Genomic DNA, 23,228 nt, shown 5'->3' on the forward strand with positions numbered 1-23,228 from the left:
GGCTGGCAGGCCGCCTTCGCGGGCAAGCCCGCTCCCACAGGGTCCAGAGTTGTTGATCGGGTGTTTATTCATTTTCAGGAACCATTGCATGTCCACGCGTCGTGAATTCATCAAACAGGCATCGGTTATTGCCGCTGCGGGAGCCGCTTTCATGGGCCTGGGCCCGTTATCAGCGCTGGCGGCCAGCGCGGGCCGCTGGTACATGCCGGATGAGGGCGACACGCATGAACAGGCGTTCATCGCGTTCGGCGCACAGGATGCCATCTGGGAAGACTTCACCCCGGACGTGCAGGCCGCCCTCGGGCGGATCGCGCGGACCATCGCCGGCTATGAGCCGGTCACCGTGTTCTGTCGCGACAGCGAGCGGGAGCTGGCCGAAGAACAGTGCGGTAGCACCAATATCACCTACGTCATTACCGAGCTCGATGACATCTGGATGCGCGATATCGGCGCCAACTTTGTGGTGGATGGAAAAGGCGAGCTGGGCGCTGTGGATTTCAACTTCAACGGTTGGGGCAACAAACAGCGGCATGCCAAGGATGCGCAGGTCGCGGCCCTGATTGCCCGCCGCGAAGAAGCCGATCACATCCGCAGCGAGCTGGTGGGCGAGGGCGGCGGGATCGAAGTGGACGGCCACGGCACCGGGATCATGACCGAAAGCAGCTGGATCAATGCCAACCGCAACCCGGACTGGAGCAAGGCCGAGGTCGAGCAAGAACTGAAGGCGCGCCTGGGCCTGCGCAAAATCATCTGGCTGCCGGGCATCAAGGGCAAGGACATCACCGACGCCCACGTCGACTTCTATGCCCGCTTCGTCAGGCCGGGCGTGGTGATCGCCAACCTCGACACCGACCCCGAGTCCTACGACAACAAGGTCACCCGTGCGCACCTGGAGATTCTCAGGAACGCCACCGATGCCGATGGCCGCAAGCTGCAAGTGCACACCGTGTCGCCGCCACTGAACCCGCGCAAGAGCCGGTTCAGCCGCGGCAACCCGGATTTTGCCGCCGGCTACATCAACTACTTCGTGATCAACGGCGCGATCATCGCGCCTGAATTCGGCGACAAGGCGGCGGATCGCAAGGCCTTTGACCTGCTGTCCGGACTCTATCCCGACCGTGAGGTAGTGCAGCTCGACATCGACGCCATTGCGGCCGGTGGCGGTGGTATCCACTGCGTGACCAGTCACCAGCCACGGGTCTAGCCGAGGCGGGTGTGCGGCGCTGGCGCAGGCGTCTGGTAAACTGCCGGCGCCTATTACCTCCCCAGACAAGAGTGCCCCATGGCCAACCAAGACATCGTCTTCACGCCCGATCCCGACCAGGACTCCATTTCCTCCGACGTCGCCGCTTTCAACGGCATCCTGATGTCCACCCAGATCCCGACCCGCGCCGACGGCAGCCTGGAACTGGGCGACATCACCCTGCAAAGCGAGTGCACCCTGCAAGCGCTCAAGGTCGCGCTGGAGCGCGCCGGCAGCTCGATGGACCGCGTCATGCACCTGACCATCTACCTCACCGACATGGCCGACCGCGCCGCGTTCAACGAAGTCTACAAGCGCTACTTCGCCAAGCCATGGCCGGTGCGCGCCGCCGTCGGCGTGGCCGCCCTGGCGGTTGAAGGCATGAAAGTGGAAGTCGTCGCCATGGCGGCCAAGGCCTGATTCCCCTGCCATACGCATAACCCTGTGGGAGCGGGCTTGCTCGCGAAAGCGGTGTGTCAGTCGACATCAACATTGACTGACACACCGCCTTCGCGAGCATGCCCGCTCCCACAGGGAATTGGGCAATCCGGCTGCCACCCGGCAGCACACGGGTGCCGGTCAGGCATTTCGCCGCTACAATGCGCACCTCGACCGTGACAGCCTGACTAAAAAAAACTATGTCCCTGCCCAAGCATCACCTGGAATTGCTCAGCCCCGCCCGCGATGTCGCCATTGCCCGCGAGGCCATCCTGCATGGCGCCGACGCCGTGTACCTCGGCGGCCCGAGCTTCGGCGCCCGCCACAATGCCTGCAACGAAGTGAGCGATATCGCCGCGTTGGTGGAGTTCGCCCATCGCTATCACGCACGGGTGTTCACCACCATCAACACCATCCTGCACGACAACGAGCTGGAGCCGGCGCGCAAGCTGATCCACGAGTTGTACGATGCCGGCGTCGATGCGCTGATCGTCCAGGACCTGGGCGTGATGGAACTGGACATTCCGCCGATCGAGCTGCACGCCAGCACCCAGACCGACATCCGCACCCTGGCGCGGGCCAGGTTCCTCGACCAGGCCGGTTTCTCGCAACTGGTCCTGGCACGCGAGCTGAACCTCCAGGAAATCCGAGCCATCGCCGACGAAACCGAGGCGGCGATCGAGTTCTTCATCCACGGCGCGCTGTGCGTGGCGTTCTCCGGCCAGTGCAACATTTCCCACGCGCAGACCGGGCGCAGCGCCAACCGTGGTGACTGCTCCCAGGCCTGCCGCCTGCCGTACACCCTCAAGGACGAAAAAGGCGGTGTGATCGCCTACGAAAAACACCTGCTGTCGATGAAGGACAACAACCAGAGCGCCAACATCCGCGCTCTGGTGGAAGCCGGCGTGCGCTCGTTCAAGATCGAAGGGCGCTACAAGGACATGGGCTATGTGAAGAACATCACCGCCTACTACCGCCAGCGCCTGGACGACGTCCTCGAAGACCGCCCGGACCTGGCGCGCGCGTCCAGCGGCCGCACCGCGCACTTCTTCGTGCCCGACCCGGACAAGACCTTCCACCGTGGCAGCACCGACTACTTCGTCAGCGACCGCAAGATCGACATCGGCGCGTTCGACTCGCCGACCTTCACCGGCTTGCCGGTGGGCGTCGTGGAAAAAGTCGGCAAGCGCGACCTGATCGTGGTCACCCAGGAGCCGTTGTCCAACGGCGACGGCCTCAATGTGCTGGTCAAGCGTGAGGTGGTGGGCTGGCGCACCAACATCGCCGAACCCAAGGGCGAGTTCGAAGAGGATGGCGAAAAACGCTATCGCTACCGCGTCGAGCCCAACGAGATGCCCAAGGGCCTGCACCAGCTACGCCCGAATCATCCGCTGAATCGCAACCTGGACCACAACTGGCAGCAAGCCCTGCAGAAGACCTCCGCCGAACGTCGCATCGGCGTGACCTGGGTCGCATGCCTGGACGAACAGCGCCTGCAACTGACCGCCACCAGCGAGGAGGGCGTCAGCGCCAGCGTGTCCCTGGACGGTCCGTTCGGTGTGGCCAACAAGCCGGAGCAGGCGCTGGAGCAACTGCGCGACCTGCTCGGGCAGCTGGGCACCACCGAATATCACGCCACCGACATCAAGCTCGATGCGCCCCAGGCGTTCTTCATCCCCAACTCGCAGCTCAAGGCCTTGCGCCGCGAAGTGATCGAAGCGCTGACCGCCGCCCGCGTGCTGGCTCACCCACGGGGAGGCCGCAAGGCCGAGACCAGTCCGCCGCCGGTGTACCCGGAATCGCACCTGTCGTTCCTGGCCAACGTCTACAACCAGAAGGCCCGGGATTTCTATCACCGTCACGGGGTCAAGCTGATCGATGCGGCGTACGAGGCCCATGAAGAGCACGGCGAAGTCCCGGTGATGATCACCAAGCATTGCCTGCGTTTCTCCTTCAACCTGTGCCCGAAACAGGCCAAGGGCGTGACCGGCGTGCGCACCAAGGTGGCGCCGATGCAGCTGATACACGGCGATGAAGTGCTGACACTGAAGTTCGACTGCAAGCCGTGTGAGATGCACGTGATCGGCAAGATGAAGGGCCACATCCTCGGTTTGCCGCTACCGGGCAGCGTGCAGCCGGTCGTCGGCCACATCAGCCCCGAAGACCTGCTCAAGACCATCCCCCGCGCCCCGCACTGAGTTCGGGCGGAGGCAAAACCTGTGGGAGCGGGCTTGCTCGCGAAGGCGGCATCAGATTCAACTTCATTGTTGACTGACCCGACGCTTTCGCGAGCAAGCCCGCTCCCACATTGGTCATCTGTCGAATTCGAAATCAATCCCCGCAAAAGCAAACGCGCCCCCGCACTGGCAGCCCGCCAAGGCTGTGCTAGCGTCTTGAGGTCATCCCTCATTTGCGAGCTTCTGCCATGGACGAGACCATCGTTAATGTAACCACCGAGAAGTTCAACGCGATCCTTGCCGTGGTGCAGGCCTATGGCGTGGCATTCGCGGTCAAGATCCTCGGCGCCATCGCCTTCTGGATCATCGGCCGCTGGCTGATTGGCTTTGCCGTAGGCCTGGTCCAGAAATCGTTGGGCAAGCAGAAGGTTGACCCGACGGTGCTGCGCTATGTTGGCTCTGTCATCACCGTGACACTGAACATCATCCTGGTGATCGCCATCCTCGGTTTCCTCGGCATGCAGACCACCACCTTCGCGGCACTGCTCGCGGCGGTTGGCCTGGCGATCGGCATGGCCTGGTCGGGACTGCTGGCGAACCTCGCGGCCGGCGCCTTCATTATCGTGCTGCGCCCGTTCAAGGTCGGCGACTTCATCAGCGCTGGCGGAGTGACCGGGACCGTCACCGAAATCGGCCTGTTCGCGACCGCGATCAACACCCCGGACAACGTGCTGACCCTGGTCGGCAACAACAAGATCTTCAGCGACAACATCCAGAACTTCACGCACAACCCGTTCCGTCGCGTCGAGCTCAAAGCGCAACTGTCCGGCGCCGCCGACTGGAAAGCCGCCGCGGCCTTGCTGAAAGAGAAAATCGCCGCCATTCCCAATGTGCTCGAAACCCCGGCGGTGGACGTGGAAATTCTGGAATTCAACCTGGTCGGCCCGGTGTTGGCGGTGCGACCTTACTGCCATAACGAGCACTACTGGCAGGTGTATTTCGACACCAACCGCACCATCAAGGATGCCTTGGGTGAAGCCGGCTTCCCGGCACCGATGCCGGCCCAGACGGTGATCTTCCAGCAAGGCGCCGCGCTGCCGGGCGCCTTGGCCAAGGAGTGACCTGGGGCCGCTCAGCGATGGCGGCCGCGCAGGCGATTGAGCGCCAGCAGGCAACCGCCGAACAGCAATGCCGCCGCGGCCACCAGCAGCGGCGAGGGGCGTTGCTCGAACCGGCGAACAGGACGGGCATCGATCACGTGTAAGGGACGGTCTGCCTGGGCACGGAAGGGTTCCTCGCTCAGCGGCAGGCGAGCGCCATCGGCCATGATCAGGGTCAGGTCGTCGATGATGCCGGCCACCCGTTCGGGAAATACCGGTTCGCCTGTCGGGCCGAGCAGGTCATAAAGGAAGTGCTGGCCTTCGAGCCAGCCGACGGCGGTTTGCAGTTCAGGGCCCAAATAGTATTTGCCGTCGAGAAAAAAGCCGGGGAAATGCTGTGCGCGCTCGACACTTTCGACGATGTAGCGTTCGCCGGGTTTCATGCCGGTCAATGGGGCAATCATGGTGGGATTCTCCATCCTGCGGGTGATGAATCGGGAAGCCCGCCGAGGAGGGCGGGCTTCAACGTTTCCAGGCAACCGAAAAGCGTCTGTCACGTGAATGCTGGACTGGCCCCTACAGGTCAGGCCGCCATGTTCCCGCCACTCAGTTCCTTCTTGAAGGACGCCTTCATCATTTCCATCTGTTTGCCCAGTTCGTCCAGCGCTGCCTTGCCCAGCAGCTTCCTGGCTTCGGGAAACATCTCGGTTTCCTCTTCCTCGATGTGATGTTCCAGCAGCTCCTTGACCACTTTCGCGCGGCCGGAAAACTCCACGCTCCCAGGGTCGGTGCCCTTGAGGTCCGGCAGCACCAGCGAGTCGACCGTGCGGTGTTCTTCCTTGGCCTCGTAATACATTTTTTCCTGCTCTTTGCCCCCGGCTTTTTTGTAGGCCGGATAGAGGATTTCTTCTTCGAGTTTGGTGTGGATCGAAATTTCCATCTCAAGTTTCGCAAGCAGTTCGGTGCGTTTCTTGACTGCCCGCTCGGTTGAATCTTCCAGTTGAGTCAGGATGGCTTTCACGCGTTCATGGTCGGCTTTGAGGATGTCGATGGCGTTCATAGTTTTGCCTCTTCTCTCACGGATGGTGATCGGCCGGTCTGCGCCGGCGCCCTCGGATTTCCCAGGAGGAAGCAGCATTTGCTGTGCCAAGCGAATGGACGCTGCAAAGTGTTGTGCAATCAATGGGTTGTTTGAACGTGATGGGGAGCGCGCCCATGCAGGCTGCACGAGTGAGGTATCAGGTGCATTGCAAATAGCGGCTGCCAAGGGTGGGCGAGAGGGGCCGGCTTTTTGCCGGCCTGCTCAAAACGCGCTGTAGCCGAAGTATATGAAGGCCACGGCGGCGGCGATGGCAAAGGCGCCCAGGGCCTTCGTCGTCGCTCGGTTCGAGCGCGAGGATTCGCCCGTCGACCGGTGCATGTGTGTGCCCGTAGACAGGGTCCGGACAAAGAATCCGTCCATGGTTGCCCGGTAGGTGTAGCGCAAGCCCAGGATCAGGAACAGGAAGATCAGGCCCAGGGCCGCCGTCCGGGTCACTGCCGGGTTAACCAGGGGCTTGGAAAAATCTTCTTCACAGACAGGACTCTCGGCTTCAGCGACGGTAATTCGTCCGTCGTCCATCGAAGCCAGCCGTGTGTCCTTGACGGGCGAAGCCTGCTGGTTGAGGTCCAGCGCCTGGTACTTCCAGAGCGTTGGCGAACCCTCCCGGCAATAGGTGAACGCTCCGGGGTTGGCGGCGGCGATGATGCACGCGTCATTGATGCCGTGTTTTTTCAGGGTTTCAGTGGCCGCCCTGGTGAAGTCCAGTTCGAGGACAGGAATAAGCCCGTTGGCACAGGCCCCGGCGGAAACCATCAGGCTCCCCAAGAGATAGAGGGTTGACATGTTCAAGGTGGGTTTCCTTGTATTTTTATTGGTCTGCCGGTTGAACGGGCGAGTGCTCTTTCTCGCCGTAAATCAAGTCTAGATCGCGAATGGAATTTTGATGGCCGAAAATGATCAGGAAGAACGCAGAGTTATCCGCGACTTCTTAGACGACGGATGACATGGCAGGCAGCACCTTGCTGTGCCTTACTCGGGGATTGAATCCGCAGCGACGGGAATGTGTGCAGAGGACCGTCCCCCCCCTGTAGGCGCGAGCATGGCTGCGGGCGGCGTTCCGACGAGGGTGTCCGGAACAACGTGGATTACCCGTTAGCACGCGTTATCGTTCACCACCATCGCGAGCGTGCTCGCTCCTACAGGGAAGGCACATCCCTCTTCGACGACTAGCCGCGCCTTGGCAGGGTCCAGTTTGGCCGGATGAAGTGGCAGGTGTAGCCGTTGGGATAGTGTTCGAGATAGTCCTGGTGTTCAGGTTCCGCTTCCCAGAACGGCCCGGCGGGCTCGATCTCGGTCACGACCTTGCCGGGCCAGAGGCCCGAAGCTTCGACGTCGGCAACGGTGTCTTGGGCGATGCGCTTCTGCTCATCGCTCAGGTAGTAGAGCGCCGAGCGGTAGCTCGTGCCCAGGTCGTTGCCCTGGCGATTGAGGGTGGTCGGGTCGTGGATCTGGAAGAAGAATTCGAGGATCTGGCGATAGCTGATCTGCTCGGGATCGAACAGGATCTCGATCGCCTCGGCGTGGGTGCCATGGTTGCGGTAGGTCGCATTGGGCACATCGCCGCCGGAATAGCCGACCCGCGTGGCCAGCACGCCGGGGTAGCGTCGCAGCAGGTCCTGCATGCCCCAGAAGCAACCGCCGGCGAGGATGGCGGTTTCAGTGTTCGTCGTCATGGTGCGCACCTCCAGTCAGTGGTAGCCAGGGCATCACTGCATTTTGCTGTGATCCATCTTGCTGTGGTCCATCTTGCCGTGATCCATCGCGCCCAGTGCACGCGCTTCGGCCTCGACCTGAATCGTCTCTTTCTCGCCCTTGGCGTTTTCCACGGTCAGGGTCAGCGGCACCTTGCTGCCTTCTGCGACCTGGGCCGTCAGGTCCAGCAGCATGATGTGGTAGCCCTGGGGATCGAGGCTCACCGCCTGGCCGGCCGGCAACGGAAGGGACTTGACCTGGCCCATGCGCATGACATCGTCCTTCATGCTCATCTGGTGGATCTGCACCGTCTTGGCCACCGGCGACTGCACGCTGAGCAGCTGGCTGTCGGTGTCGGCCTGCAGGGTCATGAAAGCGCCGGTCGAAGGCTGGCCGGCCACCGTGGCACGGACCCAGGCATCACTGACCTGGGTCTGCGCGGACACCTGCCACGCCATGCCGGCCAGGGAAAGGCCCAGGATCACCTGTTTGATACGGGTTGTGCACAACAAAGTCATCAACAGACCTCCATGACGGTGAGCAGGTCGTCTGCGCACTCTTGAGCGGTAAGGGACGCGGACAGGCCCAGGCGCAAATTGCCCCGGGAGTCGAACACATAGCTGGTCGCGGTGTGGGACAGGGTGTAGGTCGAACCGCTCGGGACCTTCTCGAAGAATACCCCGAACTCCTTGGCGGTGGCGGCGGTTTCTTCCAGCGTGCCGGACAACGCGACGAAACTCGGATCGAAGGCCTTGACGTATTTGTCGAGCATTTGCGGGGTATCGCGCTCGGGATCCAGGGTGATGAAGATCACCTGCAAGCGCTCGCCGTCGCGGCCCATCAGCTTCTTCGCCTGGGCCGCGCGGGCCAGCGTCGTCGGGCAGACCGCCGGGCATTGGGTGAAGCCGAAGAAGATCATCGGCATCAGGCCCTGGTAGCTGCCCAGCATCCGGGTCTCGCCCTCGGCGTCCTTGAGCTTGAAGGAGCGTCCCATGATCTTGTCGCTCAGATCCTTGCCGTACTTGAACGACAGCTTGCTGCTGTCATCGCAGCCGGCCAGCAGGCCAAGGCTCAGCAGGCTCATGCCTTGCAGGACCGTGCGACGGGAATACAACGTACTCATGGAAATAAAGCTTCCTGTGTAGCGACAGAAAAAACACAGTGCCTGACGAACCAGGCGGAAAAAAGCGCAGGGATGTTAACAAACTGTTGCCCAATCGCGCTTAATCGGTCGCCCGAAGGTACTGCGCCAAAAGGTCGCGGGGCTTGCCTACACGAACATACAAAGACGCCTTGCGCCGACACATTGCAGATACATGAATGCGCTTCCATGGGGCGTATCCCATCCCGCATAGAGAGCATTGCCATGTTCCATAAACTGCAACAGGCCGCCCGGTTCCTGCGCCAGAGCGCACAGTTGATGGTGGGCGTCCCCGATTACGATAACTACGTCGCGCAGATGGCGCTCAAGTCCCCGGGCGAGCCGGTGATGAGCTACGAGGCGTTTTTCCGCGAGCGCCAGGAAGCCCGGTTTGGCCGGGGCAAGTGCAACACGCGCTGCTGCTGAGCCCCACGCCTGGCCTGTCGAATCAACTTTCGCAGGCGCCACGCTTGCCAGCGAAGGCGTCCTTGAGATCGCCTTCGCCGGCCAGCGTTGAACCCGTGAGAAAACAGGCGTCTTCGTCGCCCCTGAGGGCATAGCCGTCATACAGGTTGTCAACGTCCAGCGCTGCGAAACTCTGCGCCAGGAAATCCAGCAGGCTCCTGATCGATGGCATCAGGCCGCGCCTTGACGCAAACAGCGCATGAACGATGGCGCTCCTGGGTTTCCAGTCTTTCAGGACCGGTGTGAGCATGCCGCTTCGAAGGTCCTTGAACACCACCAGTTCCGGCAACTGGACAATCCCGCCCCCCTCAAGCGCTACCCGTCGCAAGGTGATCATGTCATCGGTGATCAGCCGTGGACTGTGGCGCACCGTCGCCTGTACACCGCCCGGCCCCTCCATGTTCCATTGATACTGACGCGCACAGGGTCCCATATCGAGGCTCGGATAATGCGTCAGGTCGGCCAGTGACGTGGCCTGGCCCACGCGTTCGATGAGCCCCGGGCTTGCCACCAGCGCATGGGGACTGCGCGTCAGGGTCTTCATGGTCAGGCCGCTGTCCTCGAACGGTGGAAATCCGACGCGCAGGACGATGTCGAAGCCTTCGCGCAGCGGGTCAACCGTGCGGTTGGTGCTTTCCAGGTGGACCTCGACCTCGGGGTAGCGGCGCATGAAACGGGCGATCATGCCGGCGACCAGAAAGTTGAGCAGGGCCGTGGGGCAGGCAATGCGCACAATGCCTTTGGGCGACGAGCGGCTGTTGTCAATCAACGCTTGCGCCGCGCTGGCGCTGTCGAGCATCACCAGGCAGTGCTGGTAGTACTCCTGGCCCAGCTCCGACACCTGGAATTGGCGTGTGGAGCGATTGATCAGGCGAATGCCCAGGCGCTCCTCAAGCGCCGACAAATGGCGGCTGAGCCTGGACTTGGGGATCCCCAGCTCGCGACTGGCGGCGCCGATGCCCTGGTGCTCGACGATTTGTGCATAGAGGTACAGCTCGTTCAGGTCATACATCGCACAGGTGTTCCATAGTTGAAATAGTCAATTGCGAGTCGGCGCCTACCGAGACCGGGAGGTGCGGATTAAGGTGTGCTCTCGCGGGATGCCAGTCATGGCGAATGTCCTCTGTGATAGGGAAGGGGAGACCTCTCGGATCGAGGGGCTACCCCTGTCGTTGGCAACACAAAAAAGTGAGGTGAAACATGAGCAAGAAAATGCTGGTGGTGCTGACCAGCTTTCCCAAGTATCCCAACCTGGCACGCGCCACTGGCCTTTGGCTTGGCGAGGCGGTGCACTTCGTCAGAAAAGTCCAGGACGCGGGTTACCAGGTCGACTATGTCAGCCCCAAGGGCGGGTACACGCCGATTGATCCGCACAGCCTGGCAATGGCTGATGAGGGGGATTGGCAGTGGTATCAGGATAAGGCCTTCATGAACCGGTTGGGCGCGACACTCAAGCCAGACCAGGTCAACCCGGCGGATTATTCGGTCATTTATTACGCCGGGGGGCATGGCGTGGTCTGGGATTTCCCTGATAACGAAGCGCTGCAAGCCCTCAGCCGCAGCATCTATGAAAGTGGCGGCATCGTGTCGTCTGTCTGCCACGGTGCGGTGGGGTTGCTGAACATCAAACTGTCCGATGGCTCGCTGCTGATTGAAGGCAAGGAGGTCACGGGTTTCTCCAATAATGAAGAGAAGATTGCCGAGCTGGACCAATACGTTCCCTACCTGACCGAGGACGAGATGGTCAAGCGAGGTGCCATCTACCAGAAAGCCGCCGAGCCGTGGGCACCGTTTGCGGTTGCTGACCGGCGTGTCATCACCGGTCAGAACCCGGCCTCCGGCGGTCCTGTTGCCGATCTGGTGCTCAAAGAACTGGCCCGCTAAGGGCTGCGTTTGCGGTCGCCTCGTTGCTTCCACGCAAAGCGCGGGGCGGCCGGTTTTAACTGGAGGCTTTGGCAGAGATGAGTTCCCGTGTGTATGTGATGGCCAGCTTCGTGGTCAAACCGCAAGGCCTTGAGACCATGCGCGGCGTACTGGCCGAACTCAGCCGGCAGACGGCCCTGGAGCCGGGCTGCCTGGAGTACGCCTACTATCAATCCCTTGCCAACCCCCTGGAGTTTTCCTCCTTTGAAGTCTGGGAAGACCCGGACTCCGAGGCACGGCATTGGCAAACCCCTCACCTCCAGGCAGCGCTCGCCCAGGCCTCGGACCTGCTGCAAGGTGACGCGCGGATCGTCAAGTATCAGCGCGTCACCGGCTAGCGGCCGTTGGCTCACCAGAGCGGCAGGCTGTAGCTGAGGATCAGGCGATTGTCGTCAAGGTCATTGCCGAAATGGCGGGTACGCACTGTGGCGTTGCGCCATTTGATGCCGAGGTTTTTCAACGGGCCACTTTGCAGGACATAGGCAATGTCGGTATCGCGTTCCCACTCGGTGCCTGCCGGCTGGCCGGGGCCCAGGTCGATGTGGTCACCGCTGAGATAGCGGGTCATGAACGTCAGGCCCGGCATGCCCAGCACCACAAAGTCGAAGTCGTAGCGCAGTTGCCAGGACCGCTCGTCACGGTTGGCGAAATCACCGAATTGCACATAGTTGAACAGGTACGGATCGCTGCCGGCGATGTAGGCATATCCCGTCCGGCCTTCCATCTGTTGATAGGCAACGGCGAGGGTATGGCTTGCATGCTTGTAGCTCAGCAGGGCGCCGTAGGCTTTGTTGTCGATGCCGCTGTCGCCTGCATCGTTTGCCTGGGCGACACGCAGCTCGGTCTTGAGTGATTGCAGGGCGCCCAGCGGCTGGGTATGGACCAGGTTCAGGATGTGTTGCCGGTAGAGGTCTGTCAGCTCGCCGTAGTGCCAGGCGGTGCTCAATTGGCTGTTCCACTGGTAGCCGGCGCCGGCAAAGTTGAAGGCATCGCTGGTCTTGCCGGCCTTCACACCGATGGCGCCGGCACTGCCATTGCTGGCGGCCATGTCCTCATAGTCAGATGAGTTGCGCTGGTTGACCTGTTGCAACTGGCCCGCGTCCAGTGTCAGGCCGGCCCATTCCTGAGCGTTCAGATGAACGCCGCGAAAGGTTTGCGGCAGGAGACGGCCATCGTTGTAGGTCACCGAGGGAAGCCGGGGCAAGAGGGTGCCCACCTTGAGCACCGTTCGAGAGGCCTTGAATTTGGCGGTCAAACCCAACTCTCCGTATTCGTCCTGGGCGCGGCGGGTTTCCCGGTCCTGCTTGAGCAATTGAGTACCGCTGCGTCCCGGGCCTGAATCGAGCTTCACGCCCAGCAGTCCCAGGGCATCGACCCCGACCCCGATCGGCCCATCACTGAACCCGGATTCATAACGCAACAGGAAACCCTGTGCCCATTCCTCGGCCTTTGCCTGGGGCGCACCCCGCTGGCGGAAGTCACGGTTCATGTAAAAGTTGCGCAGCTCCAGCGTGGCCTTGCTGTCGGCGATCAACTCGGCGTTGACCGGTGCCGACAGGGCCACCGTGCCGCTGACGAGGAATAGAGGGGTCTTGAGGGTCGTTCGGCGCATGGTTGTTGCCTCTTGTTGTTTTTATGGAACAGCCGGGTTCGTTCGGGACGCATCGTCCCGATCAGAGGGGTTATCAAGGGAGGGATATGCCCGGGTTGCCCCGGTCACATCGCGTGGTGCTGGCCAATAAAAAAAACGCGGTCCGAAGGTGCAAGGACCGCGCCTTGAAAATTCATCAGAACTGTTCTTCAGCCAATCCGAAGAGTGTGGCGCTGCCGGCGCGAATGCTGGCTTCGAGCCCCAGCGTTCGCGGCAGCAGGCGCTGGAAATAGAACGCCGCGGTCGCCAGCTTGGCGTCATGGAACGCCGGGTCTTCGTCGCGCCGGGCCTCGGCCACGGCAGCCATCCGTGCCCACATGTAGGCATAGGCGACATAGCCGAACAGGTGCAGGTACTCCACGGCGGCGGCGCCTGGCTCGTTCGGATGGGTCCTGGCGTGATCCATCAGCCCATCGCTGACGGCCATCAAGCGTTCGAGGGCAACGGCCAGTTCGCGGCTGTAAGGCAGCTTGCAGCCATCGGCAAACGCCAGGGCTTCGGCGCAAAACAGGCGCAGTGCGGCACCGCCATCGGCAATCACCTTGCGGCCCAGCAGGTCGAGGGCCTGGATGCCGTTGGTGCCTTCGTAGATCTGGGCGATGCGCACGTCACGCACATACTGCTCCTGGCCCCACTCGCGGACGTAGCCGTGCCCCCCCAGGACTTGTTGGCCGTTCACGCAACTTTCCAGCCCGGTGTCAGTGAAGAAGGCCTTGGCCACCGGGGTGAGCAATGCCGCCAGGGCGGCAGAGCGCTGACGTTCCCCGGGGTCTTGGGCGAAGCGGGCGAGGTCCAGTTGCTGGCCGACGTAACAGGCAAAGGCGCGGCCGCCTTCGGTGAGTGCTTTCATGCCAAGCAGCATGCGCCGGACGTCGGGATGGACGATGATCGGGTCGGCGGCCTTGTCGATGGCCACGGCGCCGCCCGGCGCCCGACTCTGCAAGCGTTCCCGGGCATAGCGGAGGGCGACCTGGTAGGAGCCCTCCGCGCAGCCGATGCCCTGGAGGCCGATGGACAGGCGCTCGTAGTTCATCATGGTGAACATCGCCGCCATGCCTTTGTTGACTTCACCCAGCAGGTAGCCGGTGGCGCCATCGAAGTTCATCACGCAGGTGGCCGAGGCCTTGATCCCCATTTTGTGTTCGATGGCGCCGCAACTCAGGGCATTGCGCGAGCCCAGGCTGCCATCGGCATTGACCAGGACCTTGGGCACCAGGAACAGCGAAATGCCCTTTGCTCCGGCCGGCGCGTCCGGCAACTTCGCCAGCACCAGGTGAATGATGTTCTCGGTCAGGTCCTGCTCGCCCCCGGTGATGAAAATCTTGCTGCCGCTGATGCGATAAGTACCTCCGGCCTGAGGCTCGGCCCGGGTGCGCAGCAGGCCCAGGTCGGTCCCGGCGTGCGGTTCGGTCAGGCACATGGAGCCGGCCCAGCGACCTGCGTACATCGGCGGCAGGTAGGTGGCTCGCAAATCCGCGCTGGCGTGGGCATCGATGGCCAGGCAGGCGCCGGACGAAAGCGTCGAATAGAGGGCAAAGCTGGTGTTGGCGGCGTAGAGCATTTCCTCGACCTGCACAGCCAGCATCTTTGGCATGCCCATGCCGTCATGGTCGGGGTTGCCACTGAGGCCCACCCAGCCACCGGCGATGTAAGTGGCGTAGGCCTCCTTGAAGCCGGTCGGGGTGGTGACGGTTCCCGCGTGCCACTGTGCGCCTTCTTCGTCGCCGCTGCGGTTGAGCGGGGCGATGAGCTGACCGGTGACTTTCGCCGCTTCGTCAAGGATGGCATTGGCGGTATCGGCATCGACCCGTTCTGCCAGTGTGGGCAGGCGTGCCCAGAGTGCCGGCGCGTCGAAGACTTCATGCAGGACAAAGCGCATGTCGCGCAGTGGGGCGTTGTAGGTGTTCATGTTCGGTATCTCGGCGGTGGAAAGGGGGCGCGACAGCCCCCGAAGGTCAGTGGGAGGAGGCCGTGGCGATGCCCAGCCCGGTTTCGGCGCGGATCCTCTGGTCGTCGAAACCGTCCCGATCCTTTTGCGCCTGGGCGCTGCGATCGAGCCTGGACACCAGGACAATCACGAAGAAGGCCACCGGCATCGAAAACAGGGCCGGGTGGTCATACGGGAAGATGGCCTTTGCATGGCCCAGCACTGTGACCCAGACCGTCGGCGAGAGAATCACCAGGGTCAGTGCCGAGGCAAGCCCGGCCAGGCCGCCGCAGATGGCCCCGCGCGTCGTCAGGCCTTTCCAGTACATGGCCATGATCAACACGGGAAAGTTGGCCGAAGCGGCGATGCCGAAGGTCAGTCCGACCAGGAAGGCGATGTTCACCTGTTCGAACAGGATGCCCAGGCCGATGGCAATCACCCCGAGGCCGATGACCGCCAGGCGCGTGACGCGCATCTCCTGCTTTTCGGTGGCATTGCCCCGTTTGAACACCGTCAGGTAAAGGTCGTGGGAGATGGCCGAGGCCCCGGCGAGGGTGAGGCCGGCGACGACGGCAAGAATCGTCGCAAACGCCACCGCCGACAGAAAACCGAGAAACAGGTCCCCACCCACGGCCTGGGCCAGGTGCATGGCCACCATGTTGCTGCCGCCCACCAGTGCGCCCCCCGGCTTGCCGTCCACGAAGTAGTGCGGATCGGTGCCGACGATAACGATGGCGGCATAGCCCAGCACGCAAACAATCAGAAAGAAGAAGCCGATAAAGCCCGAGGCATAGAACACCGATTTGCGCGCTTCCTTGGCATTGGCGACCGTGAAAAAGCGCATGAGGATGTGCGGCAGTCCGGCCAGGCCGAACACCAGGCCGAGCGCCATGGAGGCGACATTGACCGGGTTGGACAGCATGGAACCGGGCCCCATGATGTTCCAGCCGCTGGCGTGTACCTCAACGGCACGCCGGGCCAGTGTCTCCAGGCTGAAGTCGAACTGAGCCAGGGCCAGCAGCATCAAGGTCGTGCCGCCGGCCAGCAGCAGGACAGCCTTGGTGATTTGCACCCAGGTCGTGGCGAGCATGCCGCCGAACACCACATACACCAGCATCAGCACGCCGACCACCACCACGGCGACCGCGTAGTCGAGCCCGAACAGCAGCTTGATCAGTTGCCCGGCACCGACCATCTGCAACAGCAAATAGCAGCAGACCACCGTCAGCGAACCGCAGGCGGCCAGCACCCGGATTTTGCGCTGATCGAGGCGGAACGAAACGATGTCGGCAAAGGTGTAGCGCCCCAGGTTACGCAGGCGTTCGGCCATCAGGAAGGTGAGCACCGGCCAGCCGACAAAGAAGCCAATGACGTAGATGAAACCGTCATAGCCCTTGGTGAACACCAGGCTGGATAACCCCAGCAGTGTCGAGGCGGACATGTAGTCACCGGCAATCGCCAGGCCGTTCTGCCAGCCGCTGATACCGCCACCGGCGGTATAAAAATCGTGGGCCGACCGGGTGCGGCGCGACGCCCACCAGGTAATCAGCAGTGTCGCCAGGACAAAGACGAGGAAGATACCGATGGCGTGCAGATTCATCGGTTGCCGGGTGGTGCTGAGCGTATCGGCGCGGGCCAGCAACGGCAGGGCGGGCAGGCCAATGGCAAGCGCAAACGACAAGCAACGGTTCATGGGCGGCACTCCTGGACGATTTGCTCGCTGAGGCTGTCGAAGCGGGTGTTGGCGCGATGGACATACCAGCCGGTGAGCAGCCAGGACACCAGGATGATCAAGGCGCCCAGCGGCAGTCCCAATGTCAGGTGGCTACCGGGATAGAGCGGCGCATGCAGGGCTTGGGGCAGACAGGCCGCGACCGCCATGAACACGAAATAGGCGCACAGCACCAGGGCGCTGAGTAGCCAGGAGGTGCGTGAGCGAGACCTGCTCAGGACAATGAAGCGCGGATTGTTGCGGATGCGGCTGTAGTGATCGCATAGCTGCTCGGCGGTATTGGACATGGTGCCTCCGTTTATTTTTGTTGTGGGGCTGCCCTGCGGCCTGGCGTGCACCAGGCCGTGAAGGGATGAAAAGGAGGGGAGCCGGTTAAGGCCAGACAAAATCGGCGAAGTGCGCGCGCAGGGTTTTCTTGCTGACCTTGCCGGTCGCGGTGTGCGGCAGCTCGCGCAGATGCACGCTGGCATCCGGCAGCCACCATTTGGGTATCTTGCCTTCGAGGAACGCCAGGAGCGCTTGATGGCTGGGGGCGTTATCGGGTTGTCGGCAGACGATCACCAGCAACGGGCGCTCGCTCCAGACGGGATGCGCCACACCAATGACCGCGGCTTGGGCAATGTCCGGATGAGCCATGATCGCGTTTTCGATTTCCACCGAGCAGATCCATTCTCCACCGGACTTGATCATGTCTTTGATCCGGTCGGTGATTTGCAGGTAGCCATGGGCATCGAGGGTGGCGATATCGCCGGTGTCGAACCAGCCCTCGCGGGTTTCCTGGCCGTAGTAACCGCTGCTGACCCACGGCCCGCGCACTTGCAGCGCGCCGGAGGCGATCCCGTCATGGGCCACCGGCTCGCCGGCTTCGTCGATCAGGCGCATTTCAACGCCGAACAGTGCGCGTCCGGACTTGAGAACCTGCTGGCCCTGGTCCTCATCGCCCAGGGTGTCGTACCAGGGCTGGTAGCGGTTATAGCTGCCCATCGGGCTCATCTCGGTCATTCCCCAGCCGTTCTCCAGGGCCACGCCGTGCGCGCTCATCGCCCGGATCAGCGACAGCGGGCAGGCGGCCCCGCCCGTGACGGCACGCTTGAGGCTGGGTATCTGCTGATCGTTGGCGTGCAGGTACTGACTGATGTTGGCCCAAAGGGTGGGGACACCCAGCGAGAAGGTCACCGCTTCATCGTTGATCAGCTTCACCATGGCCCCGGCATCGCCCACGCGCGCGCCCGGCAACACCAGTTTGGCGCCCACCATGGCCGCGTTGTAGGGCATTCCCCACGCATTGACATGGAACATCGGGACCATTGGCATGACGACGTCCAGGGCCCGCAGCCCGACATTGTCCGCCATGTTCTGTGCCATGCCGTGCAGGACCGTACTGCGATGACTGGTCAGCACGCCCTTCGGGTTCCCGGTGGTGCCGGAGGTGTAGCACAGTCCGCAGGCCAGCTGCTCGTCGAGTTCGGGCCAGGTGTAGCGGTCGGCCGCGTTTTCCAGCAATTGCTCATAGCACAGCAGGTTGGGCAGGCTGCTTGGCGGCAGTTCGTCGAGGCCGCACAGGGCCACAAAATGGCGGACGCAAGACAGCCGGGCCTGAAGGCTCTCAACCAAGGGAATGAACTGCGGATCGATGAACAGCACATCATCTTGTGCATGCTCGATGATGTAGGCGATCTGTTCCGGGAACAGCTTGGGATTGATGGTGTGGCACACACGGCCCGAACACGGCACCGCGTAATGCAGCTCGAAGTGACGGTGATCGTTCCATGCCAGGGTGCCCACGCGGGCACCGGCAGGGCTGACGAGATCATCGAGTACATTGGCCAGTCGACGAGCGCGAGCGAAGGCCTCTGTGTAGGTGTACCGATGGACACGTCCATCGGCGGACAGCGAAACGATTTCGCTATGGGCAGCAACCTGTTCGACGTGCCGCATGATGGCGGCAATACCCAGGTTGAAGTTCATCATCATGCCTAGCACAGGCGACCTCCTGCCTTGTTCTTATTGGTATGGGCCATGGGTTTCCAACTCGAAACCGGACCCTCTCCAGTGGGAGAGCAATGGCTGTGCCAATCGGCGATGCAGGTCGTTTTTTCTGATTAATAACGTTTAAAATCAATTAGATAGATTGTGTTGTCGAAAAGCTTCCACTCCCGGACCCGAGCCTGACAGCCCGGGCAATTTCAAAGCTGGAACGACATTTCAAAGATGCGTTTTCATCTTTGAAACGATCAACGCCTGCCTCGATGTCACCCCGCAGGCGCCGTGCGCAGTCGTCGCCAGAGGGTGGTGCGGCTGATGCCCAGCCGTCGGGCCGCCTCATCCAGATCGCCGTTGCAGGCCTCCACGACTTGCCTGACATGCGCCACTTCGCTGGCTTTGCCGACACTGCGCAGGTCGGCACCCGGCAGTTGCAGGCTGGCAGGCCGTGCTGGCAGGTCGTCACCTTCAAACAGTTCGGGGAACAGGGCCGGCAGTGTCCCCGCCGATTGTCGGTCATTGAGTTCGTGGGCCGACAAGGCGGCGCGTTCGATGATGTTCTCCAGCTCGCGAATATTGCCCGGCCAGCGATGCTTGAGCAGGTACGGCATCAGGTGCTGGAGGTGCTGCTGGTCGAAGCTCATGGCCTCGGGACGCCGGGGGATTTTTTGCAGGATGGCCTGTGCCAGGGGCGCGATATCCTGGAGACGCTCGCGCAGCGGCGCAACGGCCAGGCGCAGAATGTTGAGCCGGTAATACAGGTCCTCCCGGAAACGACCGTCACCGATGCGTTCGCGCAAGTCGCAATGGGTGGCGGCAATGACCCTGATGTCCACGGGGGTCGGTTCAGAGGCGCCGAGGCGCAACACTTCGCGCTCTTGCAGCACGCGCAGCAGACGGGTCTGAAGGGACACCGGCATGTCGCCGATTTCGTCCAGGAACAGCGTGCCGGTGTGCGCGGTTTCGATCAGGCCGATCTTGCCGCCCTTGCGGGAGCCGGTAAAGGCACCTTCCTCGTAGCCGAAAAGCTCGCTCTCCAGCAAGGACTCGGGGAAGGCCGCGCAGTTGATCGCGACAAAGGGACCGGGCTGGCGCGGGCTGGCATTGTGCAGGCTCTGGGCGAGCAGTTCCTTGCCCGTGCCGCTTTCCCCAGTGATCAATACGGTGGAATCGGTCAGGGCGTAGCTTTGGGCCAGGCGCAGCATGTCGCGAAAGGCCGGCGTGTCACCGAGGATCTGGTCGAAGCGGTAACGAGCCGTGAACTGCCGCGGGCGCACCTGGGCACGGATACGGCGATCGGCGCGCTGGATGACCGTGGTTTCCTGGCACGTGATGATGACGCCATCGGTCTTGCCATTCTCGATGATAGGGCTGACGTTGGCGGCCAGGGTTTTGTTGCCCACCTTGAGGATGCGGCTTTCTTCGGTTTCGCCGCTGATAAGAACTTGCGAAATGTTCAGGTCGGGCAGCACCTCGCCGATCGGCCGTTCATGGGCCCATTCGCTGGAGATGCCCAGCAGGCTCGCCATCTTGGGGTTGAGCGATTGCACCCGGCCATGGGCGTCGATCGCGATCACCCCGTCGGTCAGGTTGCGCAACACGGCATTCAGGCGTTGTTGCTGGATCAGCGCCAGCGTGCGGCTGCGGCAAATGGCCAAGGCATCGTCCAGGGTCCTGCGCACGGCATCGACGTTCAGCGCCAGCACGCCCTGGGCGCCTGCTTCCTCGGCCACTTCGACGGCGGTGGAGGAGCCGACAATCACCCCGTAGCCTGCGTCCATCAGCACGCGGATTTGCTGGCGGGCTTCCTCGAAACTGGTGTAGGTGGCCTGGCGAATATCGACCGTGAACAGCGACGCCATGGCTTCCAGTTCCGGGTGCGTGTGCTGGAAACTGAGAATGCCGACCTTGGTGGCCCTGGCCCTTGCCAGGTCCAGCGCGCGGATCAGATCGTACTCGCCCATGCGGATTGAAAGGATGGTGGTCGACAGGTGCCGGCGCAGGTAATCGGCGGTGGCGCCCGAGCAGATGATCATGTCGACATCACCCCGGCTTTCCAGCTCCCGTCCCGTGGCCAGCAGCCCGGTGACGGTGGTCTCCACGATTTCGAGTTGCGTGCGGTTCAGGTAGTCCGGTACGACCTGCTGGACGATCCGCGCCATGCGGCTTGGGCCTTCCGGGGGGCGTAGGTGGGTGATCAGGGCGACGACGCGGGGCAGGTAGTGTTCGCTAGGCATGCGGTATTGCGCTCTCTTGGACAAGCCGGATTCAAGGCGCTTGTTGATCGTGATAGTTCTTTTCCATGTTGAAATAAAGATTTCAACTCTGCAATCGATGCCTGACGACAGGGGTCCAAACGCCTTCGCTGTAATGTTTTAAGTGATTGTTTTTAAAAGATTAAAAATAAAGTGCCGGCGAAGGTTTTGACTCTGGCGCGGCTCTTGCTCTCACCCCGTCAGGTCAATACCGATGGGACAGAGCCAACCATGACGCCCCTCCAATCTCCAGGTTTCCTGGACACGCGGATCGATATACCCGATGCCCATCAGGCATTGGCGGAATTTCTCAAAGCGCGGCTCGATTGCGACCAGCTGCGTATTGAAAAAAGTGAGCGCCTGTCCGGCGGCGCCATTCAGGAGAACTGGCTGTTACATGCTCAGGTCACCGAAGGTGGACACCAGGTCAGGCGCCAGTGGGTGCTGCGCACGGATTCGCCCTCGTCCGTCGCGGCGAGCATGAGTCGTGACCAGGAGTTCGCGGTACTCAGTGCTGTGCACCAGGCCGGCGTGAAGGTGCCCGAGCCGCTGTGGTTATGCCGGGACGCCGGGGTCATCGGCCGCGACTTTTTCATCATGCAGGCCTTGCGCGGAACGGCCAGCGGCCATCGCCTGACCACGGACAAACACCTGGACGCCGCACGCCAGGAACTGGCCGGGGAACTGGGAAGAAGCCTGGCCCTGTTGCACCGGATCACCCCGGATCACCCGGGGTTGGCGTTCCTGCCGGCTCCACAAGGCGACCCGATCCAGGCCACGATCGATCTGTACCGGCAATACCTCGATGCATTGCCGGGCAGCCACCCGGTCATTGAATGGGGTCTGCGCTGGTGCGAGTTGAATCGACCCGAACCCATGCCCGCCTGCCTGATTCACCGTGATTACCGCACGGGCAACTACATGGTCGACCAGGGGCGCCTGAGCGGGGTGCTGGATTGGGAGTTCGCCTGCTGGGGCGATCCTCGCGAAGACCTGGGCTGGTTTACCGCCAAATGTTGGCGTTTTGCCCGTCCGGACCGGGAAGCCGGCGGCATGGGCGAGTTGCGCGACTTTCTGCAAGGTTACCAGGCCGTTGCCGGATACAGCCCCACCGCTCAAGAGCTGAAGTTCTGGCAGCTCATGGCCCATGTGCGCTGGGCGGTGGTGGCGGTGCAGCAGGCACAGCGTCACTTGTCGGGTCAGCAGCGCTCCCTCGAATTGGCGCTCACCGGTCGCATGGTGCCGGAACTTGAATATGAAATCCTGGCGCTCAGTGGAGGACGGTCATGACGGATCCCAATGCAGTGCAACTCATGGAAACGGCCCGTGATGTCTTGCTCAAGCAGTTGATGCCGGCGCTGCCGGAAGGCCTGCGTTACGAATGCCGGATGATCGCCAGTGCGATGGCGATGGCCGCGCGGGAAATCGACCTGGCAACGACCCTGGAGTTGCTGGAAGAGCAGCGCCTGGCGGATGTGCTCGGCATTCACAGCCTGGCCGGGCTTACGCCACAGGATGCGCGGGCGCTGCTCAGCCAGTTCATTCGCCAGGGGCTGTACGACCCGCCCGGCGATTCCAGCGAGACATTGCTGCGGGCGTTAAGCGAGATCACCCGCACCCGTCTGGCAATCAGCAATCCCAAGGTGGTGGCCGATGAACGCCCGGTCTGAGCTGCCCATCCGCCGTCGCCGCTGCTACCTGGTCCGCCACGGCCATGTCGAGTATTTCGCGGCCGATGGCCGGCCGCTCGATCCTCGGCTGGTGCCGCTGTCCCGCGCCGGCGAGCAGCAGGTGCGCTCGCTCGGGCAGGTCCTGCAGGCGCTCACGTTCGATCGAGTCCTGTGCTCGGATTATCCAAGGGCGCGACAGACCCTGGACCTGCTGCTGGCCGACAGCAACCTTTCGTTCGAGGCGAAGCCGGAACTGCGCGAGATCCGCGCCGGGCGCTTGCGTGAACTGCCTGCTGACACGCTGTTCGCTGCCGTCACCGGCGCCTACCGACTCGCCGCGCAGCCCGGCGCCGCGTTTCTTGGCGGTGAACGCTGGGACGCGTTCGAGCAACGGGTGCTGGGGGTTTTCTTCGACCTTATCGACGAGCCCGAATGGGACAGCGCTTTGATCGTCAGTCACGACGCGGTCAACCGGATCCTGCTGGGGTGGGCCAGTGGTTCAGGCCTGTCGGGCATTGCCGCCTTCGAGCAAGACACCGCCTGCCTGAACGTCCTGGACATCGACATGCAGGGCCATCAGGTGACGGGGGCAATCATTCGCACACTCAACTTCACCCCGTACGACCCGCACAAATCGGCTATTCGCAACACGGTTCTCGAAAATCTGTTCAGCGCCATTCAACCCAATGGCTTGAAGGCCTGAAGCACAGCCAGTACCCAAGGAAAAAC

23 protein-coding genes are annotated in these 23,228 nt (G+C 62.4%); 10 read left to right on the forward strand and 13 right to left on the reverse strand.

The window, feature by feature from the left end; genetic code table 11:
• The first annotated feature begins 88 nt into the window (after positions 1–88).
• The 4 genes from F8N66_RS02690 (at position 89) to F8N66_RS02710 (ending at position 4,979) form a co-directional block, all read left to right on the forward strand.
• On the forward strand, positions 89–1,204 hold the full coding sequence (locus tag F8N66_RS02690) for an agmatine/peptidylarginine deiminase (RefSeq protein WP_150768692.1): 1,116 nt from the start codon (positions 89–91) through the stop codon (positions 1,202–1,204).
• A 78-nt stretch (positions 1,205–1,282) separates the two neighbouring features.
• Positions 1,283–1,663, forward strand: a complete 381-nt coding sequence (locus tag F8N66_RS02695) for a RidA family protein (RefSeq protein WP_150768693.1) — start codon at positions 1,283–1,285, stop codon at positions 1,661–1,663.
• Between the two features lie 218 nt (positions 1,664–1,881).
• The gene (locus F8N66_RS02705) at positions 1,882–3,879 is read left to right on the forward strand and encodes a peptidase U32 family protein (RefSeq protein ID WP_150768694.1); all 1,998 of its coding nucleotides are present in this window, start codon (positions 1,882–1,884) and stop codon (positions 3,877–3,879) included.
• A 227-nt stretch (positions 3,880–4,106) separates the two neighbouring features.
• Positions 4,107–4,979, forward strand: coding sequence for a mechanosensitive ion channel family protein (locus F8N66_RS02710; RefSeq protein WP_150768695.1), 873 nt, complete (start codon positions 4,107–4,109; stop codon positions 4,977–4,979).
• 11 nt (positions 4,980–4,990) lie between these two features.
• Here F8N66_RS02710 and F8N66_RS02715 read toward each other — a convergent pair whose 3' ends face one another.
• The 6 genes from F8N66_RS02715 to F8N66_RS02740 form a co-directional block, all read right to left on the reverse strand.
• Positions 4,991–5,422: a short chain dehydrogenase gene (locus F8N66_RS02715; protein ID WP_150768696.1), complete on the reverse strand. Its 432-nt coding sequence runs from the start codon at positions 5,420–5,422 to the stop codon at positions 4,991–4,993.
• 119 nt (positions 5,423–5,541) lie between these two features.
• Complete coding sequence (locus tag F8N66_RS02720) at positions 5,542–6,018, reverse strand: hemerythrin domain-containing protein (protein WP_150768697.1); 477 nt, start codon at positions 6,016–6,018, stop codon at positions 5,542–5,544.
• A gap of 243 nt (positions 6,019–6,261) precedes the next feature.
• Positions 6,262–6,843: a hypothetical protein gene (locus tag F8N66_RS02725; protein ID WP_150769214.1), complete on the reverse strand. Its 582-nt coding sequence runs from the start codon at positions 6,841–6,843 to the stop codon at positions 6,262–6,264.
• Between the two features lie 383 nt (positions 6,844–7,226).
• Positions 7,227–7,733, reverse strand: coding sequence for a peptide-methionine (S)-S-oxide reductase MsrA (gene msrA, locus F8N66_RS02730; protein ID WP_150768698.1), 507 nt, complete (start codon positions 7,731–7,733; stop codon positions 7,227–7,229).
• A gap of 33 nt (positions 7,734–7,766) precedes the next feature.
• Positions 7,767–8,270, reverse strand: a complete 504-nt coding sequence (locus tag F8N66_RS02735; protein WP_150768699.1) for a copper chaperone PCu(A)C — start codon at positions 8,268–8,270, stop codon at positions 7,767–7,769.
• Positions 8,270–8,875 (reverse strand): SCO family protein, encoded by a 606-nt coding sequence (locus F8N66_RS02740; protein WP_150768700.1) that lies wholly within the window; start codon positions 8,873–8,875, stop codon positions 8,270–8,272. Before F8N66_RS02740 ends, F8N66_RS02735 begins: the two co-directional genes overlap by 1 nt.
• Before the next feature lie 243 nt (positions 8,876–9,118).
• Between F8N66_RS02740 and F8N66_RS02745 the strand changes: the two genes are divergently transcribed.
• The gene (locus F8N66_RS02745; protein WP_150768701.1) at positions 9,119–9,319 is read left to right on the forward strand and encodes a YbdD/YjiX family protein; all 201 of its coding nucleotides are present in this window, start codon (positions 9,119–9,121) and stop codon (positions 9,317–9,319) included.
• 22 nt (positions 9,320–9,341) lie between these two features.
• On the opposite strand, the gene F8N66_RS02750 is transcribed toward F8N66_RS02745, so the two are convergent.
• The gene (locus F8N66_RS02750; RefSeq protein ID WP_150768702.1) at positions 9,342–10,370 is read right to left on the reverse strand and encodes a LysR substrate-binding domain-containing protein; all 1,029 of its coding nucleotides are present in this window, start codon (positions 10,368–10,370) and stop codon (positions 9,342–9,344) included.
• Positions 10,371–10,558: 188 nt separating this feature from the next.
• Here F8N66_RS02750 and F8N66_RS02755 point away from each other — a divergent pair, with 188 nt between their 5' ends.
• Together F8N66_RS02755 and F8N66_RS02760 are read left to right on the forward strand one after the other, a co-directional pair.
• A complete protein-coding gene (locus tag F8N66_RS02755) occupies positions 10,559–11,242 on the forward strand; it encodes a type 1 glutamine amidotransferase domain-containing protein (protein ID WP_150768703.1) in 684 nt (227 codons plus the stop codon).
• A gap of 77 nt (positions 11,243–11,319) precedes the next feature.
• Positions 11,320–11,619 (forward strand): putative quinol monooxygenase, encoded by a 300-nt coding sequence (locus F8N66_RS02760; RefSeq protein WP_150768704.1) that lies wholly within the window; start codon positions 11,320–11,322, stop codon positions 11,617–11,619.
• 11 nt (positions 11,620–11,630) lie between these two features.
• Here the strand turns inward: F8N66_RS02760 and F8N66_RS02765 are convergent, their stop codons facing one another.
• From F8N66_RS02765 to prpR, 6 genes are all read right to left on the reverse strand, one after another.
• Complete coding sequence (locus F8N66_RS02765) at positions 11,631–12,893, reverse strand: OprD family porin (RefSeq protein WP_150768705.1); 1,263 nt, start codon at positions 12,891–12,893, stop codon at positions 11,631–11,633.
• A 175-nt stretch (positions 12,894–13,068) separates the two neighbouring features.
• Positions 13,069–14,841: an acyl-CoA dehydrogenase C-terminal domain-containing protein gene (locus F8N66_RS02770; protein WP_150768706.1), complete on the reverse strand. Its 1,773-nt coding sequence runs from the start codon at positions 14,839–14,841 to the stop codon at positions 13,069–13,071.
• Between the two features lie 46 nt (positions 14,842–14,887).
• A complete protein-coding gene (locus tag F8N66_RS02775; protein WP_150768707.1) occupies positions 14,888–16,552 on the reverse strand; it encodes a cation acetate symporter in 1,665 nt (554 codons plus the stop codon).
• Complete coding sequence (locus F8N66_RS02780) at positions 16,549–16,878, reverse strand: DUF485 domain-containing protein (RefSeq protein ID WP_150768708.1); 330 nt, start codon at positions 16,876–16,878, stop codon at positions 16,549–16,551. Before F8N66_RS02780 ends, F8N66_RS02775 begins: the two co-directional genes overlap by 4 nt.
• Positions 16,879–16,963: 85 nt before the next feature.
• The gene (locus tag F8N66_RS02785; protein ID WP_224790436.1) at positions 16,964–18,565 is read right to left on the reverse strand and encodes a long-chain fatty acid--CoA ligase; all 1,602 of its coding nucleotides are present in this window, start codon (positions 18,563–18,565) and stop codon (positions 16,964–16,966) included.
• A 278-nt stretch (positions 18,566–18,843) separates the two neighbouring features.
• Entirely contained in the window at positions 18,844–20,811 is a 1,968-nt protein-coding gene (gene prpR, locus F8N66_RS02790; protein WP_150768710.1) for a propionate catabolism operon regulatory protein PrpR, read from the reverse strand.
• 249 nt (positions 20,812–21,060) lie between these two features.
• On the opposite strand from prpR, the gene F8N66_RS02795 reads away from it, so the two are divergent.
• Genes F8N66_RS02795 through F8N66_RS02805 form a run of 3 tightly spaced genes read left to right on the forward strand, consistent with a single transcriptional unit; the run spans position 21,061 to position 23,202 of the window.
• Positions 21,061–22,119, forward strand: coding sequence for a phosphotransferase family protein (locus F8N66_RS02795; protein ID WP_150768711.1), 1,059 nt, complete (start codon positions 21,061–21,063; stop codon positions 22,117–22,119).
• Positions 22,116–22,499, forward strand: coding sequence for a DUF6285 domain-containing protein (locus F8N66_RS02800; protein ID WP_150768712.1), 384 nt, complete (start codon positions 22,116–22,118; stop codon positions 22,497–22,499). Before F8N66_RS02795 ends, F8N66_RS02800 begins: the two co-directional genes overlap by 4 nt.
• The gene (locus tag F8N66_RS02805) at positions 22,483–23,202 is read left to right on the forward strand and encodes a histidine phosphatase family protein (protein WP_150768713.1); all 720 of its coding nucleotides are present in this window, start codon (positions 22,483–22,485) and stop codon (positions 23,200–23,202) included. Before F8N66_RS02800 ends, F8N66_RS02805 begins: the two co-directional genes overlap by 17 nt.
• The last annotated feature ends 26 nt before the right edge of the window (positions 23,203–23,228 follow it).

The organism is Pseudomonas fluorescens, assembly GCF_902498195.1.
Taxonomy (GTDB): domain Bacteria; phylum Pseudomonadota; class Gammaproteobacteria; order Pseudomonadales; family Pseudomonadaceae; genus Aquipseudomonas; species Aquipseudomonas fluorescens_BU.

Excerpts from the sequence above, each read along its gene's own strand:
- F8N66_RS02690 (WP_150768692.1), top strand. The coding sequence starts at position 89 with ATGTCCACGCGTCGTGAATTCATCAAACAGGCATCGGTTATTGCCGCT.
- F8N66_RS02695 (WP_150768693.1), top strand. The coding sequence starts at position 1,283 with ATGGCCAACCAAGACATCGTCTTCACGCCCGATCCCGACCAGGACTCC.
- F8N66_RS02705 (WP_150768694.1), top strand. The coding sequence starts at position 1,882 with ATGTCCCTGCCCAAGCATCACCTGGAATTGCTCAGCCCCGCCCGCGAT.
- F8N66_RS02710 (WP_150768695.1), top strand. The coding sequence starts at position 4,107 with ATGGACGAGACCATCGTTAATGTAACCACCGAGAAGTTCAACGCGATC.
- F8N66_RS02715 (WP_150768696.1), bottom strand. The coding sequence starts at position 5,422 with ATGATTGCCCCATTGACCGGCATGAAACCCGGCGAACGCTACATCGTC.
- F8N66_RS02720 (WP_150768697.1), bottom strand. The coding sequence starts at position 6,018 with ATGAACGCCATCGACATCCTCAAAGCCGACCATGAACGCGTGAAAGCC.
- F8N66_RS02725 (WP_150769214.1), bottom strand. The coding sequence starts at position 6,843 with ATGTCAACCCTCTATCTCTTGGGGAGCCTGATGGTTTCCGCCGGGGCC.
- msrA (WP_150768698.1), bottom strand. The coding sequence starts at position 7,733 with ATGACGACGAACACTGAAACCGCCATCCTCGCCGGCGGTTGCTTCTGG.
- F8N66_RS02735 (WP_150768699.1), bottom strand. The coding sequence starts at position 8,270 with ATGACTTTGTTGTGCACAACCCGTATCAAACAGGTGATCCTGGGCCTT.
- F8N66_RS02740 (WP_150768700.1), bottom strand. The coding sequence starts at position 8,875 with ATGAGTACGTTGTATTCCCGTCGCACGGTCCTGCAAGGCATGAGCCTG.
- F8N66_RS02745 (WP_150768701.1), top strand. The coding sequence starts at position 9,119 with ATGTTCCATAAACTGCAACAGGCCGCCCGGTTCCTGCGCCAGAGCGCA.
- F8N66_RS02750 (WP_150768702.1), bottom strand. The coding sequence starts at position 10,370 with ATGTATGACCTGAACGAGCTGTACCTCTATGCACAAATCGTCGAGCAC.
- F8N66_RS02755 (WP_150768703.1), top strand. The coding sequence starts at position 10,559 with ATGAGCAAGAAAATGCTGGTGGTGCTGACCAGCTTTCCCAAGTATCCC.
- F8N66_RS02760 (WP_150768704.1), top strand. The coding sequence starts at position 11,320 with ATGAGTTCCCGTGTGTATGTGATGGCCAGCTTCGTGGTCAAACCGCAA.
- F8N66_RS02765 (WP_150768705.1), bottom strand. The coding sequence starts at position 12,893 with ATGCGCCGAACGACCCTCAAGACCCCTCTATTCCTCGTCAGCGGCACG.
- F8N66_RS02770 (WP_150768706.1), bottom strand. The coding sequence starts at position 14,841 with ATGAACACCTACAACGCCCCACTGCGCGACATGCGCTTTGTCCTGCAT.
- F8N66_RS02775 (WP_150768707.1), bottom strand. The coding sequence starts at position 16,552 with ATGAACCGTTGCTTGTCGTTTGCGCTTGCCATTGGCCTGCCCGCCCTG.
- F8N66_RS02780 (WP_150768708.1), bottom strand. The coding sequence starts at position 16,878 with ATGTCCAATACCGCCGAGCAGCTATGCGATCACTACAGCCGCATCCGC.
- F8N66_RS02785 (WP_224790436.1), bottom strand. The coding sequence starts at position 18,565 with ATGATGATGAACTTCAACCTGGGTATTGCCGCCATCATGCGGCACGTC.
- prpR (WP_150768710.1), bottom strand. The coding sequence starts at position 20,811 with ATGCCTAGCGAACACTACCTGCCCCGCGTCGTCGCCCTGATCACCCAC.
- F8N66_RS02795 (WP_150768711.1), top strand. The coding sequence starts at position 21,061 with ATGACGCCCCTCCAATCTCCAGGTTTCCTGGACACGCGGATCGATATA.
- F8N66_RS02800 (WP_150768712.1), top strand. The coding sequence starts at position 22,116 with ATGACGGATCCCAATGCAGTGCAACTCATGGAAACGGCCCGTGATGTC.
- F8N66_RS02805 (WP_150768713.1), top strand. The coding sequence starts at position 22,483 with ATGAACGCCCGGTCTGAGCTGCCCATCCGCCGTCGCCGCTGCTACCTG.